The organism is Variovorax sp. PEI5, from assembly GCF_056679935.1.
This window is the reverse complement of the sequence record NZ_JBWXPH010000002.1, coordinates 550,881-566,748: the sequence shown is the minus strand read 5'-3', so window position 1 is coordinate 566,748 and position 15,868 is coordinate 550,881. Positions and strand designations below refer to the sequence as shown.

14 protein-coding genes are annotated in these 15,868 nt (G+C 70.6%); 11 read left to right on the top strand and 3 right to left on the bottom strand.

Annotation, left to right across the window (positions count from 1 at the left end):
- Positions 1 to 25: 25 nt before the first annotated feature.
- The gene (locus tag AC1MLT_RS19045; protein ID WP_481035718.1) at positions 26 to 265 is read left to right on the top strand and encodes a hypothetical protein; all 240 of its coding nucleotides are present in this window, start codon (positions 26 to 28) and stop codon (positions 263 to 265) included.
- 10 nt (positions 266 to 275) lie between these two features.
- Here the strand turns inward: AC1MLT_RS19045 and AC1MLT_RS19040 are convergent, their stop codons facing one another.
- Together AC1MLT_RS19040 and AC1MLT_RS19035 are read right to left on the bottom strand one after the other, a co-directional pair.
- Positions 276 to 1,250, bottom strand: coding sequence for an aldose 1-epimerase (locus AC1MLT_RS19040; protein WP_481035716.1), 975 nt, complete (start codon positions 1,248 to 1,250; stop codon positions 276 to 278).
- Complete coding sequence (locus AC1MLT_RS19035) at positions 1,247 to 2,218, bottom strand: SMP-30/gluconolactonase/LRE family protein (protein WP_481035715.1); 972 nt, start codon at positions 2,216 to 2,218, stop codon at positions 1,247 to 1,249. Before AC1MLT_RS19035 ends, AC1MLT_RS19040 begins: the two co-directional genes overlap by 4 nt.
- 112 nt (positions 2,219 to 2,330) lie before the next feature.
- Here AC1MLT_RS19035 and AC1MLT_RS19030 point away from each other — a divergent pair, with 112 nt between their 5' ends.
- The gene (locus AC1MLT_RS19030) at positions 2,331 to 3,146 is read left to right on the top strand and encodes an SDR family NAD(P)-dependent oxidoreductase (RefSeq protein ID WP_481035713.1); all 816 of its coding nucleotides are present in this window, start codon (positions 2,331 to 2,333) and stop codon (positions 3,144 to 3,146) included.
- Here AC1MLT_RS19030 and AC1MLT_RS19025 read toward each other — a convergent pair.
- Complete coding sequence (locus AC1MLT_RS19025) at positions 3,143 to 4,138, bottom strand: LysR family transcriptional regulator (RefSeq protein ID WP_481035711.1); 996 nt, start codon at positions 4,136 to 4,138, stop codon at positions 3,143 to 3,145. The genes AC1MLT_RS19030 and AC1MLT_RS19025 overlap by 4 nt on opposite strands.
- Positions 4,139 to 4,272: 134 nt before the next feature.
- Here AC1MLT_RS19025 and AC1MLT_RS19020 point away from each other — a divergent pair, with 134 nt between their 5' ends.
- The 9 genes from AC1MLT_RS19020 (at position 4,273) to AC1MLT_RS18980 (ending at position 15,857) form a co-directional block, all read left to right on the top strand.
- Positions 4,273 to 5,244, top strand: a complete 972-nt coding sequence (locus AC1MLT_RS19020) for an ABC transporter substrate-binding protein (protein ID WP_481035709.1) — start codon at positions 4,273 to 4,275, stop codon at positions 5,242 to 5,244.
- Positions 5,245 to 5,449: 205 nt separating this feature from the next.
- The gene (gene chvE / locus AC1MLT_RS19015) at positions 5,450 to 6,520 is read left to right on the top strand and encodes a multiple monosaccharide ABC transporter substrate-binding protein (RefSeq protein ID WP_481035708.1); all 1,071 of its coding nucleotides are present in this window, start codon (positions 5,450 to 5,452) and stop codon (positions 6,518 to 6,520) included.
- Positions 6,521 to 6,558: 38 nt separating this feature from the next.
- Complete coding sequence (gene mmsA / locus AC1MLT_RS19010) at positions 6,559 to 8,121, top strand: multiple monosaccharide ABC transporter ATP-binding protein (RefSeq protein WP_481035707.1); 1,563 nt, start codon at positions 6,559 to 6,561, stop codon at positions 8,119 to 8,121.
- Entirely contained in the window at positions 8,118 to 9,347 is a 1,230-nt protein-coding gene (gene mmsB / locus AC1MLT_RS19005) for a multiple monosaccharide ABC transporter permease (RefSeq protein ID WP_481035706.1), read from the top strand. The genes mmsA and mmsB overlap by 4 nt, the downstream gene beginning before the upstream one ends.
- Positions 9,348 to 9,390: 43 nt before the next feature.
- Positions 9,391 to 10,926 (top strand): sugar ABC transporter ATP-binding protein, encoded by a 1,536-nt coding sequence (locus AC1MLT_RS19000; RefSeq protein ID WP_481035855.1) that lies wholly within the window; start codon positions 9,391 to 9,393, stop codon positions 10,924 to 10,926.
- Positions 10,927 to 10,939: 13 nt separating this feature from the next.
- Complete coding sequence (locus tag AC1MLT_RS18995; RefSeq protein ID WP_481035704.1) at positions 10,940 to 12,010, top strand: ABC transporter permease; 1,071 nt, start codon at positions 10,940 to 10,942, stop codon at positions 12,008 to 12,010.
- Complete coding sequence (gene yjfF, locus AC1MLT_RS18990; RefSeq protein ID WP_481035703.1) at positions 12,007 to 13,050, top strand: galactofuranose ABC transporter, permease protein YjfF; 1,044 nt, start codon at positions 12,007 to 12,009, stop codon at positions 13,048 to 13,050. The genes AC1MLT_RS18995 and yjfF overlap by 4 nt, the downstream gene beginning before the upstream one ends.
- A gap of 87 nt (positions 13,051 to 13,137) precedes the next feature.
- Complete coding sequence (locus tag AC1MLT_RS18985) at positions 13,138 to 14,877, top strand: IlvD/Edd family dehydratase (protein ID WP_481035702.1); 1,740 nt, start codon at positions 13,138 to 13,140, stop codon at positions 14,875 to 14,877.
- 32 nt (positions 14,878 to 14,909) lie between these two features.
- A complete protein-coding gene (locus AC1MLT_RS18980) occupies positions 14,910 to 15,857 on the top strand; it encodes a dihydrodipicolinate synthase family protein (RefSeq protein WP_481035701.1) in 948 nt (315 codons plus the stop codon).
- The last annotated feature ends 11 nt before the right edge of the window (positions 15,858 to 15,868 follow it).

Below are 15,868 nucleotides of genomic sequence, written 5' to 3'. Positions count from 1 at the left end.
GCCAGCGCTCCGGACACCGCCCACGATGACCCGACCCACCCGCACCGCCGCTGAACTCCAGGCCCTGCTGCTCGAACGCATCGAGGCCATCCCCGAGTTGCGCGGCCAGCTCACCGACGTGCACACCGGCGGCGTGGTCGGCATCGCGTCGGAGGAGGGCGGGCCGAACTGGACCGTGCGCGTCATGACCGACCGCGAGCGGCACCGCCACGACATCGCCCGCATCATCCGGCAGCTGCAGATGCGCTACGACCTGGAGGATTGAGGCGGGCGCTTCAGCCGATCGATCCGAAGCGCCAGGCGACCGCGAGCCGCATCGACTCGCCCGTGGCCAGCACGCGCAGGCCCGGCCGGCCGGGCATGTGGAAGGCATCGATCGGATGCGAGATCGGCTCGAAGCAGAACGCCGGACCCTCTGGCGGCCGGTAGACCAGGCAGCAGCCGCGCGGCGCGGTGCCGTCGAGGCGCGGTTCGCGCTGGGTCAGGGTCAGGCGCAGGTTGCGCTCGGGCCATTCGATGCGGGCCTGGCCGTCCCAGCCGCTGAAGCCGTTGTCGATCAGCGGAGCGCGGGCATCGAGGGCGACGTCCAGGCCGGCGTTCAGGTCCCAGCCGGCGGGGAGTTCTGTAGTGTGGCCGGTCGGGATCGGATCGGCGCCGCTCGTCCAGACGCCGTCGACCGTCGCCCAGACGCGGGTCCCTCCGGCGCGCGGGAACCATGGATGCAGGCCCAGGCCGTAGGGCAGGGGATCGGCGCCGCGATGCGTGACCTCGATCGCCTGGTCGAGCCCGCCTTCGACCAGGCGGAAGGTCTGCACGGCCTCGTAGTCGTAGGGGGCGCCGTCGACATGGCGCGACGCCAGCGTCAGCACCGCCGTGTCCTCGGCCGGGCGCGAGAGCGTCCAGGCCTGCAGCCAGCCGTCGCCGTGGATCGGATAGGGCTCGCCGGCGCGGTTCGGACGCATCGGATGGAAGCGGCCGTCCTGCTCGAAGCCGCCGCCGCTGATGCGGTTGGACCACGGCACCATGGCGAACGAGGCCAGCCGGTAGAGATCGGGCGTGATGCCATCCCAGGGCCGCCAGAGGTCGAGCGACGGGTCGGCGTCGGTGTCGGTGTCGTCGGTGCCATCGCCGCCGCCGTTGGGCGGGTCGAGGCGCCAGGCCGCGACGGCGCCGCCGAGGGTCGGCACCAGGCCGAGTCGCTGGCCGGCATGGCGCAGCCAGACGATGGGATGGGCGGTCGGGGCCGTCATGGCGCGCCGCGTCCGAAGCGATGGGCCGGCCGGCCGGGGCTGTCGAGCTCGACGGCGAACAGCGCGCCGGCCAGCGGCTGCTCGGCCCGCGCGGCCTCGTCCAGCCCGGTGGCGGCGCTGGTGACGTAGAGCGTACGCAGGTCCGGGCCGCCGAAGGCGCAGCTGGTGATCTGGCGCGCCGGCAGCGCGATGCGGCACAGCTCGGCGGCCGAGACCGGATCGTGGCAGGTGACGCAGCCGGCGCCCCAGCGCGCGATCCAGACGCGGCCGGCGGCGTCGGTGGTCATGCCGTCGGGCAGGCCGTCGCCGCTCGCCAGGCGCAGCCACGGGCGGCGGTTCGACAGCGTGCCCGTGTCGATGTCGACGTCGTAGGCCAGCACGCTGGCGCGCACGGTGTCGTTGAAGTACATCGTGGCGCCATCGGCCGACCAGGTCGGACCATTGGTGACGGCGAAGCCGGTGTCGTGGCGCGAGGTCCCGCCATCGGGGTCGTGGCGATAGAGGGCGCCGGTGGGCGCCATGCAGTCGAAGTCCATGCTGCCACCCCAGAAGCGGCCCCGCGCATCGCACTTGCCGTCGTTGAAGCGGTTGGTGGCCGGCTCGTCGGGCCGGTGCCGGTAGCGCAGCTCGCCACCGGCCGGATCGAAGACCGCGAAGCCGCGCCGCAAGGCGACCAGCAGCAGCCCGGGCGCGGCCGTGATGTCGTCGGAATCGGAGATCTCCGCGCCCTCGGCGATCTCGGCCACGGCCGAGATCTCCTCCTCGAAGGTCCAGCTCGTTTGCGCGCCATCGGCCGGCCGCAGGCGATGCAGCCGCCGCCCCAGGATGTCGACCCACCACAGCGCCTGGAGCCGGGGCGACCACAGGGCGCCCTCGCCCAGCAGGGCCCCGGCGTCCCACACGCAGCGCGGCGGACCGAGGACGACGGGAGGGATGGCGCAGGGGAGTGGGAGGTGGGTGGAGTTCAAGGCGGGTGGCCGGCGGCGGTCGTGAGGGAAGTCGCTTGACGCGCCGGATCGTATCAAGGCATATTGATAATGAAAAGAACCTGCAGTGTTATTTATCAATACAAATATTGCAATGACAAAAGAGACCCTTTCCAGCCACGACGGGACCCGGGACATCCCGGTGGCTTCCGGCGCCATCCATCCCGGCCTGCGCGGGCGCCGGGTCTTCGTCACCGGTGGCGGCAGCGGCATCGGCGCGGCCATCGTGCGCGCGCTGGCGGCGCAGGGCGCGCGGGTCGCCTTCGTCGACATCGCCGAGGCGGCCAGCCAGGCGTTGGCGCGGTCGATCGAGGCCGCCGGCGATCCGGTGCCGTGGTGGCGCGTCTGCGACGTGCGCGACATCCCGGCGCTGCAGGCCGCCATCGCCGAGGCCGCCACGGCGCTCGGCGACTTCTCGGTGCTGGTCAACAACGTGGCGAGCGACGACCGCCACACGCTCGAATCGGTGACCCCCGCCTACTACGACGACCGCATGGCGATCAACGAGCGGCCCGCCTTCTTCGCCATCCAGTCGGTGGTGCCGGGCATGCGGCGGCTGGGCGCGGGCTCGGTGATCAACCTGGGCTCGACCGGCTGGCAGGGCAAGGGCGAGGGCTATCCGTGCTACGCCATCGCCAAATCGTCGGTCAACGGCCTGACGCGTGGGCTGGCGCGCACCCTGGGGCGCGACCGCATCCGCATCAACACCGTCTCGCCCGGCTGGGTCATGACCGAGCGGCAGATCGCGCTGTGGCTCGACGAGGAGGGCGAGCGCGAGCTGCAGCGCAACCAGTGCCTGCCCGACCGGCTGCAGCCCGAGGACATCGCGCGCATGGTGCTGTTCCTGGCCTCCGACGATGCCGCGATGTGCACGGCGCAGGAGTTCACGGTCGACGCCGGCTGGGTCTAGCGGCCGGCGTCGCCGGGGGCCTGGCCGGCGGGCTCGGGGCGGCGGCCGTAGACCGAGCGGCTGGCCGTCTTGAGCGACTGCAGCAGCAGCGTGGCGCCGGGCGAGAGCATGCGGTCGGTGCGGGTGATGAAGCCGAAGTCGTCCATGTGGCAGGGCATCTCCAGCGGCAGCACCTCCAGGATGCCGTGCGACGCGTAGTAGCGCGCCACCGCGCTGGCCATCACGCACAGCATGTCGCTCTGCTGCAGCATGCGGGTGATGAAGAGCACCGCCGCGGTCTCGATGACATTGAACGGCGGCGCCAGGCCGGCCTCCTGGAACATCAGGTCGAAGCGGTGGCGCAGCACGCTGCCGGCCGGCGGCACGATCCAGCTGGCGTCGCCGACGTCGCGCAGTGTCAGGCTGGCGTGGCCGGCCAGCGGGTGGCCCGGGCGCGCCACGGCGCAGACCGGCTCGCCGGTGAGCGGTTCGTAGCGCAGGTTGCTCTTGTCCTGCTCGGCCAGCAGGCGCCCGACCAGGATGTCGAGCCGACCCTGGCGCAGCCGCTCGATCAGCACCGGACTGGTCTCGATCTCCAGCACCACCCGCAGGCTGGGCTGCTCGCGCTTGACCATGGCGATGGCCGGCGGCAGCAGGGCCAGCGCCGGCGAGGTGATGGCGCCCACCCCGACCTGGCCGAAGCGCCCGGCCTTGAGCGCCGTCAGCTCCTCGTGCGCCATGTTGAGGCTGGCGAGCGCCTCGCGCGCGTGCCGGATCATGGTCTCGCCATACCAGGTCGGGCGCATGCCGCGCGGCAGGCGCTCGAACAGTGGCACCTCCAGCGCGTCCTCCAGGTCCTTCAGCAGCTTGGAGGCGGCCGGCTGCGTCATGTGCAGCACGCGGGCGGCGCCGTGGATGTTGCCCTCGTCCGCGAGGGCCGACAGCAGCAGCAGCTGGCGGGTCTTCAGGCGGGCGCGGAGGAACCAGTGGATGGGGTCGGGCGAGGGGGACATCGGGTTTGTCTGAATGCGGTTATCGATATCAATTTTCATCAAAAAAGTATTTGATCAATACAAATTCGATTCTTACACTTTGCCAGCCGATCCGACAACAACAGCGCCGCTCGCGCGGCCACAGGAGACGAAACATGACGACGATCCATCGCAGGCGACTCATCGCCGCCACGGCGACCACGCTGTGCGCCACCGCCCTGCTGCCGGGCCTGGTCCTGGCGCAGAAGAAGATCGTGCTGGGCTTCAGCCAGGTCGGCGCCGAGAGCGAATGGCGCACCGCCAACACCGAATCGATCAAGTCCGCCGCCCGCGATGCCGGCATCGAGCTCAAGTTCTCCGACGCGCAGCAGAAGCAGGAGAACCAGATCAAGGCCTTGCGCGCCTTCATCGCCCAGAAGGTCGATGTCATCGCCTTTTCCCCGGTGGTCGAGTCGGGCTGGGACAACGTGCTGCGCGAGGCCCAGGCGGCCAGGATCCCGGTCGTGCTGACCGACCGCGCGGTGAACGCCAAGGACACCTCGCTCTATGTCACCTTCATGGGCTCCGACTTCGTCGAGGAGGGCCGCAAGGCCGGGCGCTGGCTGGTCGAGCGCATGAAGGGCAGGACCGGCGAGGTGCGCATCGTCGAGCTGCAGGGCACCGTCGGTTCGGCGCCGGCGATCGACCGCAAGAAGGGCTTCGAGGAGATCATCAAGGCCGATCCGCGCTTCAAGATCGTGCGGTCGCAGACCGGTGATTTCACCCGCGCCAAGGGCAAGGAGGTGATGGAGGCCTTCCTCAAGGCCGAAGGCCGCAACATCAACGTGCTCTACGCGCACAACGACGACATGGCCATCGGCGCCATCCAGGCGATCGAGGAGGCCGGCCTGAAGCCGGCCCAGGACATCACCATCGTCTCCATCGACGGCGTCAAGGGCGCCTTCCAGGCCATGATGGCCGGCAAGCTCAATGTCTCGGTGGAGTGCAGCCCGCTGCTGGGGCCGCAGCTGATGGCGGCGGTCAAGGACATCCTGGCGGGCAAGCCGGTGCCCAAGCGCATCCTGACCGAGGAGGGCATCTTCCCGATGGAGACGGCGGCCGCCGAATTTCCCAAGAGAAAGTACTAGCTGGGTTCACCCCCAATCTTCGCGCACTGCGTGTCGCTTCGCCAACCCCCTTGCAGGGGGCGACACCGGCGGACCGGCGGAGCCGGATCCGCGGTGTCCCTGGACTGGGCGCTGCTGCCCTGATGGGCACGGTGCCGTGCGGCGCGGCACCGTAGGTGCGGAGTTGCTTCCTTTTCTGATTCACCCAAAAAAAGATCGTCGTCACATGAAACGCATGTTCCTCAGGACGCTCGGCGTCGCCGCTCTCACCGCCTGCGTGGCGCTCGTGCCGCTGGCGCGGGCGCAGGACAAGGGGCTGGTGGGCATCGCCATGCCGACCAAGTCGTCGGCGCGCTGGATCGGCGATGGCGACAACATGGCGCGGGTGCTCAAGGAGCGCGGCTACCGGACCGACCTGCAGTACGCCGACGACGACATCCCCAACCAGCTGGCGCAGATCGAGAACATGGTCACGCGCGGCGCCAAGGTGCTGGTGGTGGCTTCCATCGATGGCACCACGCTGTCGAAGGTGCTGCAGAACGCGGCCGATCGCGGCATCAAGGTGATCGCCTACGACCGTCTGATCAAGGGCACCAAGAACGTCGACTACTACGCCACCTTCGACAACTTCCAGGTCGGCGTGCTGCAGGCCGCCTCGATCGTCGACAAGCTCGGGCTGAAGGAGGGCAAGGGCCCGTTCAACATCGAGCTGTTCGGCGGCTCGCCGGACGACAACAACGCCTTCTTCTTCTACGACGGCGCCATGAGCGTGCTCAAGCCCTACCTCGACAGTGGCAGGCTGGTGGTGCGCAGCAAGCAGATGGGCATGCACAAGGTCGGCACGCTGCGCTGGGACGGCGCCGTGGCGCAGGCGCGCATGGACAACCTGCTGTCGGCCCACTATGGCAAGGCCCGCATCGACGCCGTGCTGGCGCCCTACGACGGCCTGTCGATCGGCATCCTGTCCTCGCTCAAGGGCGTGGGCTACTGCACCGCGCAGCAGCCGTGTCCGGTGGTCAGCGGCCAGGACGCCGAGGTGCCCTCGATCAAGTCGATCATCCGCGGCGAGCAGTCCTCGACCGTGTTCAAGGACACCCGCGAGCTGGCCCGCGTGACGGCCAACATGGTGGATGCCGTGGTCTCGGGCCGCACGCCCGAGGTCAACGACACCAAGACCTACAACAACGGCGTCAAGGTGGTGCCCGCCTACCTGCTCAAGCCGGTCAGCGTGGACAAGGGCAACTGGGAGCCGGTGCTGGTGGGCAGCGGCTACTACAAGGCCTCGCAGCTCAAGTGAACCCGGTGCGCCATCGCCCGGCGCGCGGAGCCCTCCCGATGACAGTCCTGCTGGAGATGCGGAACATCCGCAAGACCTTTCCCGGCGTGGTCGCGCTCGACCGCGTCGACCTGCGCATCGGCGCCGGCGAGATCCATGCCCTGGTGGGCGAGAACGGCGCCGGCAAGTCGACCCTGATGAAGGTGCTGAGCGGCGTCCATCCGCATGGCGACTACGACGGCGACATCGTCTACGACGGCCAGGTGCGGCGTTTCGCCGGCATCCACGACAGCGAGCGCGCCGGCATCATCATCATCCACCAGGAGCTGGCCCTGGTGCCGATGCTCTCCATCGCCGAGAACCTGTTCCTGGGCAACGAGATCGCCCGGCATGGCGTGATCGACGGCATCGAGACCCTGCGCCGCACGCGCGCCCTGCTCGAGCGGGTCGGCCTGCGCCTGTCGCCCGAGACGCCGGTGGGCGATCTCGGCGTCGGCCAGCAGCAGCTGGTGGAGATCGCCAAGGCGTTGTCCAAGCGGGTGCGCCTGCTGATCCTCGACGAGCCCACGGCCAGCCTCAACGAGAACGACAGCCAGGCGCTCCTGGACCTGCTGATCGGGCTGCGCGCCGAGGGCATCACCTGCATCCTGATCTCGCACAAGTTGAACGAGATCGCGCGCGTGGCCGATGCCATCACCATCCTGCGCGATGGCAGCACGGTGGAGACCCTCGACTGCGCGGCCGGCCCGGTCGGCGAGGACCGCGTGATCCGCGGCATGGTCGGGCGCGCGATGGCCGAGCGCTATCCGCCGCGCGCGCCGGTCATCGGCGCGGTCGGCTTCGAGGTCCGGGGCTGGTCGGCGCACCATCCGCAGCGGCGCGACCGGCCGTTCCTGCGGGACCTCGACCTCAGCGTGCGGCATGGCGAGGTGGTGGGCATCGCCGGCCTGATGGGCTCCGGGCGCACCGAATTCGCCATGAGCGTGTTCGGGCGCAGCTGGGGCCGCCAGATCCGGGGCCGGGTGCTGGTGGACGGGCGCGAGGTCGACGTCGGCACGGTCGGCCGGGCGATCGCGCACGGCCTGGCCTATGTCACCGAGGACCGCAAGGGCGCCGGCCTGGTGCTGGAGGAGAGCATCCGCTTCAATGTCTCGCTGGCCCACCTGGCGGGTGTCGCGCGCGCCGGCGTCATCGACGACCTGCGCGACCACGAGGTCGCCGAGCGCTACCGGCGCGCCATGCGCATCCGCACGCCCGACGTGGCGCAGAAGACCCTGCACCTGTCGGGCGGCAACCAGCAGAAGGTGGTGCTGGGCAAGTGGCTGTTCACCAGCCCGAAGGTGCTGATCCTCGACGAGCCGACGCGCGGCATCGACGTCGGCGCCAAGTACGAGATCTACGCGCTGATCGCCGAGCTGGCGGCGCAGGGCCGCTGCGTCGTCGTCATCTCCTCCGAGATGCCGGAGCTGCTGGGCATCTCCGACCGCATCTACGTGATGAACGAGGGCCGTTTCGTCGCCGAGATGCCGACGGCGCAGGCCTCGCAGGAAAAGATCATGGGCGCCATCCTGCGGGGGCACGCACCCCGGCCGGTGGCGGCCGCAACGGAGCCGATGGCATGACGGACGACACCCTTCCCCTGATCCGTCCGGCGCGCGCCGGCACCGCCGCCAGCGCCCCTGCCGGCGATGCGTCCTCGACGGCGGCCTTCCTGCGGCGCAACGTCCGCGACTACGGGATGCTGCTGTGCCTGATCGCCATCATGGTGTTCTTCCAGGTCATGACCGACGGCACGCTGATGCAGCCGCTCAACCTGACCAACCTGGTGCTGCAGAACAGCTACATCGTCATCATGGCGCTGGGCATGCTGCTGGTCATCGTGGCCGGCCACATCGACCTCTCGGTGGGTTCGGTCAGCGGCTTCGTCGGCGCGCTGGCGGCGGTGCTGATGGTCAACCACGACTGGCCGGTGCTGCCCGCGACGCTGGCCTGCCTGGCGTGTGGCGGACTGATCGGCGCCGCGCAGGGCTGGTTCGTCGCGTACTTCCGCATCCCCTCGTTCATCGTCACGCTGGCGGGCATGCTGGTGTTCAAGGGCCTGGCGCTGGCGCTGCTGGCGGGCCAGTCGATCGGGCCGTTCCCGGACGTGTTCCAGCGCCTGAGCTCGGGCTTCATCCCCGACGCCTTCGATGTCGAGGGCATGCGGCTGACCTCGCTGCTGCTGGGCCTGGCGGTGGCGGCGGTGCTGGCCGGCGCCGGCTGGCGCACCCGCCGGCGCCAGCGCGCGCATGGCATCGCCGGCGAGCCGGCCGGCTTCTTCGCCGCCAAGACGCTGGTCTTCTCGGCCCTGCTGATCGGCTTCGCCTGGATGCTGGCCTCCTATCGCGGCCTGCCCAACGTGCTGGTGGTGATGGCGCTGCTGATCGTGCTGTTCGACTTCGTCACGCGCCGCACCACCATCGGCCGCCGCATCTACGCGCTGGGCGGCAACGAGAAGGCGGCACGCCTGTCGGGCATCGACACCCGGCGTCTGAGCTTCTATGCCTTCGTCAACATGGGCGTGCTGGCGGCGCTGGCCGGGCTGGTGTTCGCCGCCCGGCTCAACACCGCCACGCCCAAGGCCGGCCTGGGCTTCGAGCTCGACGTCATCGCGGCCTGCTTCATCGGCGGCGCCTCGGCCTCCGGCGGCGTCGGCAAGGTGATGGGCGCGGTGATCGGCGCCTTCGTCATGGGCGTGATGAACAACGGCATGTCGATCATGGGCATCGGCATCGACTACCAGCAGGTCATCAAGGGCCTGGTGCTGCTGGCGGCCGTGTTCATCGACGTCTATCACAAGAACCGCTGACGCCATGGCACGCGCGAACGTCCTGCCCGCTTCCGGTCCCGCCATGTCGGCCGCCTCGTCCGCCTCGGCCGCGCCGGTGCTCGAGCTCGCCGGCATCGGCAAGCGCTTCGGTCCGGTCGAGGTGCTGCGCGACGTGCGCCTGCGCCTCTTCCCGGGCGAGATCCATGCGCTGATGGGGCAGAACGGCGCCGGCAAGTCGACCCTGATCAAGGTGCTCACGGGCGTGTTCCCGGCCAGCGCCGGCGAGATCCGGCTCGAGGGCCGGCCGATCCGTCCGGCCACGCCGGTCGATGCGCAGCATCTGGGCATCAGCACGGTCTACCAGGAGGTCAACCTGTGCCCCAACCTGTCGGTGGCCGAGAACATCGCCGCCGGGCGCTATCCGCGGCGCGGCTGGGCGCAGGGCCGGCGCATCGACTGGCCGGTGGTCGAGCAGCGCGCGCGCCAGCTGCTCGCGCGCATCGGGCTCGACATCGACGTCACGCGGCCGCTGTCGAGCCATCCGGTGGCGGTGCAGCAGATGGTGGCCATCGCGCGCGCGCTGGGGCTGCGCTCGAAGGTCCTGATCCTGGACGAGCCGACCTCCAGCCTCGACGACGACGAGGTGCGCAAGCTGTTCGAGGTGCTGCGGCGGCTGCGCGACGAGGGCCTGGCGATCGTCTTCGTCACGCATTTCATGAACCAGGTGTACGCGGTGTCCGATCGCATCACGGTGCTGCGCAATGGCGCCTGGGTCGGCGAGTGGCCGGTGGCCGAACTGCCGGCTCCGGAGCTGATCGCCGCCATGCTGGGGCGCGAACTGGCGCAGCAGCAGGCCCGGCCACCGTCGCCCGAGACATCGGACGATGCCGGTGCCCCCTTGCTGGAGGCGCGCGCCCTGGCCCAGGCCGGCCAGCTCCAGCCGATCGACCTGCGGCTGCGCGCCGGCGAGGTGATCGGGCTGGCGGGCCTGCTGGGCGCCGGGCGCACCGAGCTCGCGCGGCTGCTGTTCGGCCTGGCGTCGCCCGATGCCGGCGTGCTGTGCATCGACGGCCGCGAGGTCCGCTTCGCGAGTCCGGCCGATGCCATCGCGCACGGGCTGGCGCTGTGCCCGGAGGAGCGCAAGACCGATGGCATCGTGGCCGAGCTGTCGGTGCGCGAGAACATCGCACTGGCGCTGCAGGCGCGCATGGGCGTCGGGCGCTTCCTGCCGCCGGCCGAGCAGGCCCGGCTGGCCGAGCATTTCGTCGCCGCGCTGGGCATCAGGACCGCCAGCATCGAGACGCCGATCGGCCTGCTGTCGGGCGGCAACCAGCAGAAGGCCGTGATCGCGCGCTGGCTGGCCACCGGGCCGCGCCTGCTGATCCTCGACGAGCCCACGCGCGGCATCGACGTCGCCGCCAAGCAGGACATCATGGAGCAGATCCTGCGGCTGGCCGAGGCCGGCATGGCGGTGCTCTTCATCTCCTCCGAGATCGCCGAGGTGGTGCGCGTGGCGCATCGCGTGGTGGTGCTGCGCGACCGCGCCAAGGTCGGCGAGCTGCCCGGCGGCTGCACCGAGGACGAGGTCTATGCCCTCATCGCAGCCCCAGCGGCCTGAACCCGTCGCACCCATGTCCGATCCATCCTCCTCCTCTTCTTCGTCGTCGTCGCCTTCGCTCGTCGCGCGCGCGCTGCGCCACCGGCTGGCCTGGCCGCTGGTCACGCTGCTGCTGCTGCTGGCCGTCAACGCCGCCTTCAACCCGAGCTTCCTGCACGTCGAATGGCGCGACGGGCATGCCTACGGCAGCCTGATCGACATCCTCAACCGCGCCGCGCCCTTGGCGCTGGTGTCGCTGGGCATGACGCTGGTGGTGGCCACGCGCGGCATCGACATCTCGGTCGGCGCGGTGGTGGCGATCTCGGCGGCCGTGGCGGCCTGGATGATCGGCGGCGCGACCGATGGCGCGACCAGCCGCTTCGGCCTGCCGCTGGCGCTGGGCGCGGCGCTCGGCGTGGCGCTGCTGTGCGGCCTGTGGAACGGCGTGCTGGTGGCCGGCGCCGGCATGCAGCCGATCATCGCCACGCTGATCCTGATGGTGGCCGGGCGCGGCATCGCCCAGCTCGTGACCGACGGCCAGATCCTCACGATCTACTACCCGCCGTTCTTCTTCATCGGCGGCGGCCACCTGCTGGGACTGCCGTTCTCGATCTTCGTCGTCGCCGGCGTGTTCGCGCTGCTGTACCTGGCGGCGACCCGCAGCGCGCTCGGCCTGTTCCTGCAGGCCGTGGGCATCAACCCGACGGCGGCGCGCGTCGCCGGCATCGACGCCCGGCGGCTGGTGGTCGGCGCCTACGCGGTGTGCGGGCTGTGCGCGGGCCTGGCCGGCCTGCTGATCAGCTCCAACGTCAAGAGCGCCGATGGCAACAACGCCGGCCAGCTGATGGAGCTCGATGCGATCCTGGCGGTGACGCTGGGCGGCACGCTGCTGACCGGCGGCCGCTTCAGCCTGGTGGGCAGCCTGATCGGCGCCCTCATCATCCAGACCCTGACCTACGCCATCTATTCGCTCGGCGTGCCGCCGGAGATCAACCTGGTGGTCAAGGCGGCGGTGGTGTTCGCGGTGATGCTGCTGCAGTCGGCCGAGTTCCGCGACGCGCTGCGCGTGCTGGCGGTGCGGCCGACCATCGGAGCGCGGCGATGAGCGGCATCGCCACCCCGCGCGCCCGGCCGGTGGCCGGAGCCACCGCGCCGGCACGCGCGGCCGAGGGCGGCGGCGCGCGCCGTCTCGATCCCAAGTACCTGCCGCTGGCCGCCACCGTGTCGCTGTTCGCCGCCATGGCGCTCCTGGGGTCGCTGCGCTACGACGGCTTCTTCTCGGCCCAGGTGTTCCTCAACCTGCTGATCGACAACGCCTTCGTGGTGGTGGTCGCGGTGGGCATGACCTTCGTCATCCTGACCGGCGGCATCGACCTGTCGGTCGGCTCGGTGGTGGCGCTGACGACCATGGTCTCGGCCGCGCTGGTGGAGCGCCACGGCTGGAGCCCGCTGGCCACCATCCCGCTGGTGCTGGCCATGGGCGGCGTCTTCGGCGCGGCGATGGGCTTCCTGATCGAGCGCTTCCGGCTGCAGCCCTTCATCGTCACGCTGGCGGGCATGTTCCTGGCGCGCGGGCTGTGCTATCTCATCAGCATCGACTCGATCAGCATCACCAGCGAGGCCTATGCCGGCCTGGCGCAGCTTCGCATCCCGGTCGGTGGCGGCGCTGCGCTGTCGCTGGGCGCGGTGATCGCCCTCGGCGTGCTGCTGCTGGCGGTGTTCGTGGCGCACGGCACGCCCTTCGGCCGCGCGGTCTACGCCATCGGCGGCAGCGAGACCTCGGCCCGGCTGATGGGCCTGCCGGTGCGGCGCACCCTCATCGGCGTGTATGCGCTGTCGGGCCTGTGCTCGGCGCTGGCCGGCGTGCTGTTCACCTTCTACATGCTGTCGGGCTACGGCCTGCACGCGGTCGGCCTGGAGCTCGACGCCATCGCCGCCGTGGTCATCGGCGGCACGTTGCTCAGCGGCGGTGTCGGCCATGTGGCGGGCACGCTGTTCGGCGTGCTGATGCTGGGCGTGATCCAGACCCTGATCGCCTTCGACGGCTCGCTCAGCTCGTGGTGGACGCGCATCGTGGTCGGCGCGCTGCTGTTCGTGTTCTGCCTGCTGCAGCGCTTCTTCGCCATCGGCCGGCGACGGCGCTGAAACCGCCGTGGCCGCCGCCGGGCGCGTTTCCGCGCTCCCGTCGTCCTCCTTCGCACCGATTCCATTCCCCGAGGCTCCATCCGCACCATGTCCGATCGTCCCACCCCCAAGAAACTGCGTTCCACCGAATGGTTCGGCTCGGCCGACAAGAACGGCTTCATGTATCGCAGCTGGATGAAGAACCAGGGCATCCCCGACCACGAGTTCGACGGCCGCCCGGTGATCGGCATCTGCAACACCTGGTCCGAGCTGACGCCGTGCAATGCCCACTTCCGCAAGATCGCCGAGCACGTCAGGCGCGGCGTCTACGAGGCCGGCGGTTTCCCGGTCGAGTTCCCGGTCTTCTCCAGCGGCGAATCCAACCTGCGGCCGACCGCCATGCTGACGCGCAACCTGGCCAGCATGGACGTCGAGGAGGCGATCCGGGGCAACCCGATCGATGCCGTGGTGCTGCTCACCGGCTGCGACAAGACCACCCCCGCGCTGCTGATGGGCGCGGCCAGCTGCGACGTGCCGGCGATCGTCGTCACCGGCGGGCCGATGCTCAACGGCAAGCTCGACGGCCGCGACATCGGCTCGGGCACGGCGGTGTGGCAGCTGCACGAGTCGCTCAAGGCCGGCGAGATCGACCTGCACCGGTTCCTCTCGGCCGAGGCCGGCATGTCGCGCTCGGCCGGCACCTGCAACACCATGGGCACGGCCTCCACCATGGCCTGCATGGCCGAGGCGCTGGGCACCTCGCTGCCGCACAACGCGGCGATCCCGGCGGTCGACGCCCGGCGCTATGTGCTGGCGCACCTGTCGGGCAGCCGCATCGTCGAGATGGCGCGCGAGGGCCTGACGCTGTCGCGCATCCTGACGCGCGAGGCCTTCGAGAACGCGATCCGCGTGAATGCCGCCATCGGCGGCTCGACCAACGCGGTGATCCACCTGAAGGCGATCGCCGGGCGCATGGGCGTGCCGCTGGAGCTGGAGGACTGGACGCGCATCGGGCGCGGCATGCCCACGCTGGTCGACCTGATGCCCTCGGGCCGCTTCCTGATGGAGGAGTTCTACTACGCCGGCGGCCTGCCGGCGGTGCTGCGGCGCATGGGCGAGGCCGGCCTGCTGCCGCACCCCGGGGCCCTCACGGTCAACGGCCGCAGCCTCTGGGACAACGTGCGGGAGGCGCCGCAGACCAACGACGAGGTGATCCGCCCGCTGGAGCGTCCGCTGCTGGCCGATGGCGGCATCTGCGTGCTGCGCGGCAACCTGGCGCCGCGCGGGGCGGTGCTCAAGCCATCGGCCGCCACGCCGGCGCTGCTGCAGCATCGCGGCCGGGCGGTGGTGTTCGAGAACCTGGAGCACTACAAGGAACGCATCGTCGACGAGTCGCTCGAGGTCGATGCCGATTCGGTGCTGGTGCTGAAGAACTGCGGGCCGCGCGGCTATCCCGGCATGGCCGAGGTCGGCAACATGGGCCTGCCGCCCAAGCTGCTGCGCGCCGGCGTCAAGGACATGGTGCGCATCTCCGATGCCCGCATGAGCGGCACGGCATATGGCACGGTGGTGCTGCACGTCGCGCCCGAGGCGGCCGCCGGCGGCCCGCTGGCGGCGGTGCGCGATGGCGACTGGATCGAGCTCGACTGCGCCGGCGGGCGCCTGCACCTGGACATCCCGGAGGCCGAGCTGGCCGACCGCCTGGCCGCGATCACCCTCGAGCCGGCGCCGGCCGATGGCGGCTACCGGCGCCTCTATGTCGATCACGTGCTGCAGGCCGACGAGGGCTGCGACCTCGACTTCCTGGTCGGCTGCCGCGGCAACGCCGTGCCGCGCCATTCGCATTGATTCCCACGGAAAGAGAAAGAAGGAACGTTCCCATGCCGTCCCCCCATCCGGCGCCCACGCGCGCGCAGCCCCGCCATCGCGGCGTCTTCCCGGTCGTGCCCACGACCTTCGACGAAGCCGGCGCGCTCGACCTGGCGAGCCAGAGGCGCTGCCTCGACTTCATGATCGATGCCGGTTCGACCGGCCTGTGCATCCTGGCGAACTTCTCCGAGCAGTTCCTGCTGTCCGACGAGGACCGCGAGATCCTGACGCGCACGACGCTCGAGCACGTGGCCGGGCGCGTGCCGGTGATCGTCACGACCACCCACTTCAGCACCCAGGTCTGCGCCGCGCGCAGCCGCCAGGCGCAGGACCTGGGCGCGGCCATGGTGATGGTGATGCCGCCCTACCACGGCGCCACCTTCCGGGTGCCGGAGTCGAAGATCATGGAGTTCTATGCCGGCGTCTCCGATGCCATCGACATCCCGGTGATGGTGCAGGACGCGCCGGCCAGCGGCACGCCGCTGTCGGCGGCGTTCCTGGCCCGGATGGCGCGCGAGATCGAGCAGGTGAGCTACTTCAAGATCGAGACTGCCGGCGCGGCCTCCAAGCTGCGCGACCTGATCGAGCTGGGGGGCGATGCCATCGAGGGCCCCTGGGACGGCGAGGAGGCGATCACGCTGCTGGCCGACCTCGATGCCGGCGCGACCGGCGCCATGACCGGCGGCGGCTTCCCGGACGGCATCCGCCGGATCATGGATGCCCATGCCGCCGGACGCCGCGAGGAGGCCGTCGAGCTCTACATGCGCTGGCTGCCCTTGATCAACTACGAGAACCGGCAGGCCGGCTTCCTGGCTGCCAAGGCCTTGATGAAGGAGGGCGGGGTGATCGCCTGCGAGCACCCGCGCTCGCCCTGGCCCCGGCTGCGGCCCGAGGTCCGCGCCGGCCTGCTGGAGACGGCGCGGCGACTCGATCCGCTGGTGCTGCGCTGGGCCCGCTGAGGCCGGCGGTC

What these genes read in the sequence shown, in the direction of transcription:
- AC1MLT_RS19045 (WP_481035718.1), top strand. Translation starts at nt 26, where the DNA reads ATGACCCGACCCACCCGCACCGCCGCTGAACTCCAGGCCCTGCTGCTC.
- AC1MLT_RS19040 (WP_481035716.1), bottom strand. Translation starts at nt 1,250, where the DNA reads ATGACGGCCCCGACCGCCCATCCCATCGTCTGGCTGCGCCATGCCGGC.
- AC1MLT_RS19030 (WP_481035713.1), top strand. Translation starts at nt 2,331, where the DNA reads ATGACAAAAGAGACCCTTTCCAGCCACGACGGGACCCGGGACATCCCG.
- AC1MLT_RS19025 (WP_481035711.1), bottom strand. Translation starts at nt 4,138, where the DNA reads ATGTCCCCCTCGCCCGACCCCATCCACTGGTTCCTCCGCGCCCGCCTG.
- AC1MLT_RS19020 (WP_481035709.1), top strand. Translation starts at nt 4,273, where the DNA reads ATGACGACGATCCATCGCAGGCGACTCATCGCCGCCACGGCGACCACG.
- chvE (WP_481035708.1), top strand. Translation starts at nt 5,450, where the DNA reads ATGAAACGCATGTTCCTCAGGACGCTCGGCGTCGCCGCTCTCACCGCC.
- mmsA (WP_481035707.1), top strand. Translation starts at nt 6,559, where the DNA reads ATGACAGTCCTGCTGGAGATGCGGAACATCCGCAAGACCTTTCCCGGC.
- mmsB (WP_481035706.1), top strand. Translation starts at nt 8,118, where the DNA reads ATGACGGACGACACCCTTCCCCTGATCCGTCCGGCGCGCGCCGGCACC.
- AC1MLT_RS19000 (WP_481035855.1), top strand. Translation starts at nt 9,391, where the DNA reads ATGTCGGCCGCCTCGTCCGCCTCGGCCGCGCCGGTGCTCGAGCTCGCC.
- AC1MLT_RS18995 (WP_481035704.1), top strand. Translation starts at nt 10,940, where the DNA reads ATGTCCGATCCATCCTCCTCCTCTTCTTCGTCGTCGTCGCCTTCGCTC.
- yjfF (WP_481035703.1), top strand. Translation starts at nt 12,007, where the DNA reads ATGAGCGGCATCGCCACCCCGCGCGCCCGGCCGGTGGCCGGAGCCACC.
- AC1MLT_RS18985 (WP_481035702.1), top strand. Translation starts at nt 13,138, where the DNA reads ATGTCCGATCGTCCCACCCCCAAGAAACTGCGTTCCACCGAATGGTTC.
- AC1MLT_RS18980 (WP_481035701.1), top strand. Translation starts at nt 14,910, where the DNA reads ATGCCGTCCCCCCATCCGGCGCCCACGCGCGCGCAGCCCCGCCATCGC.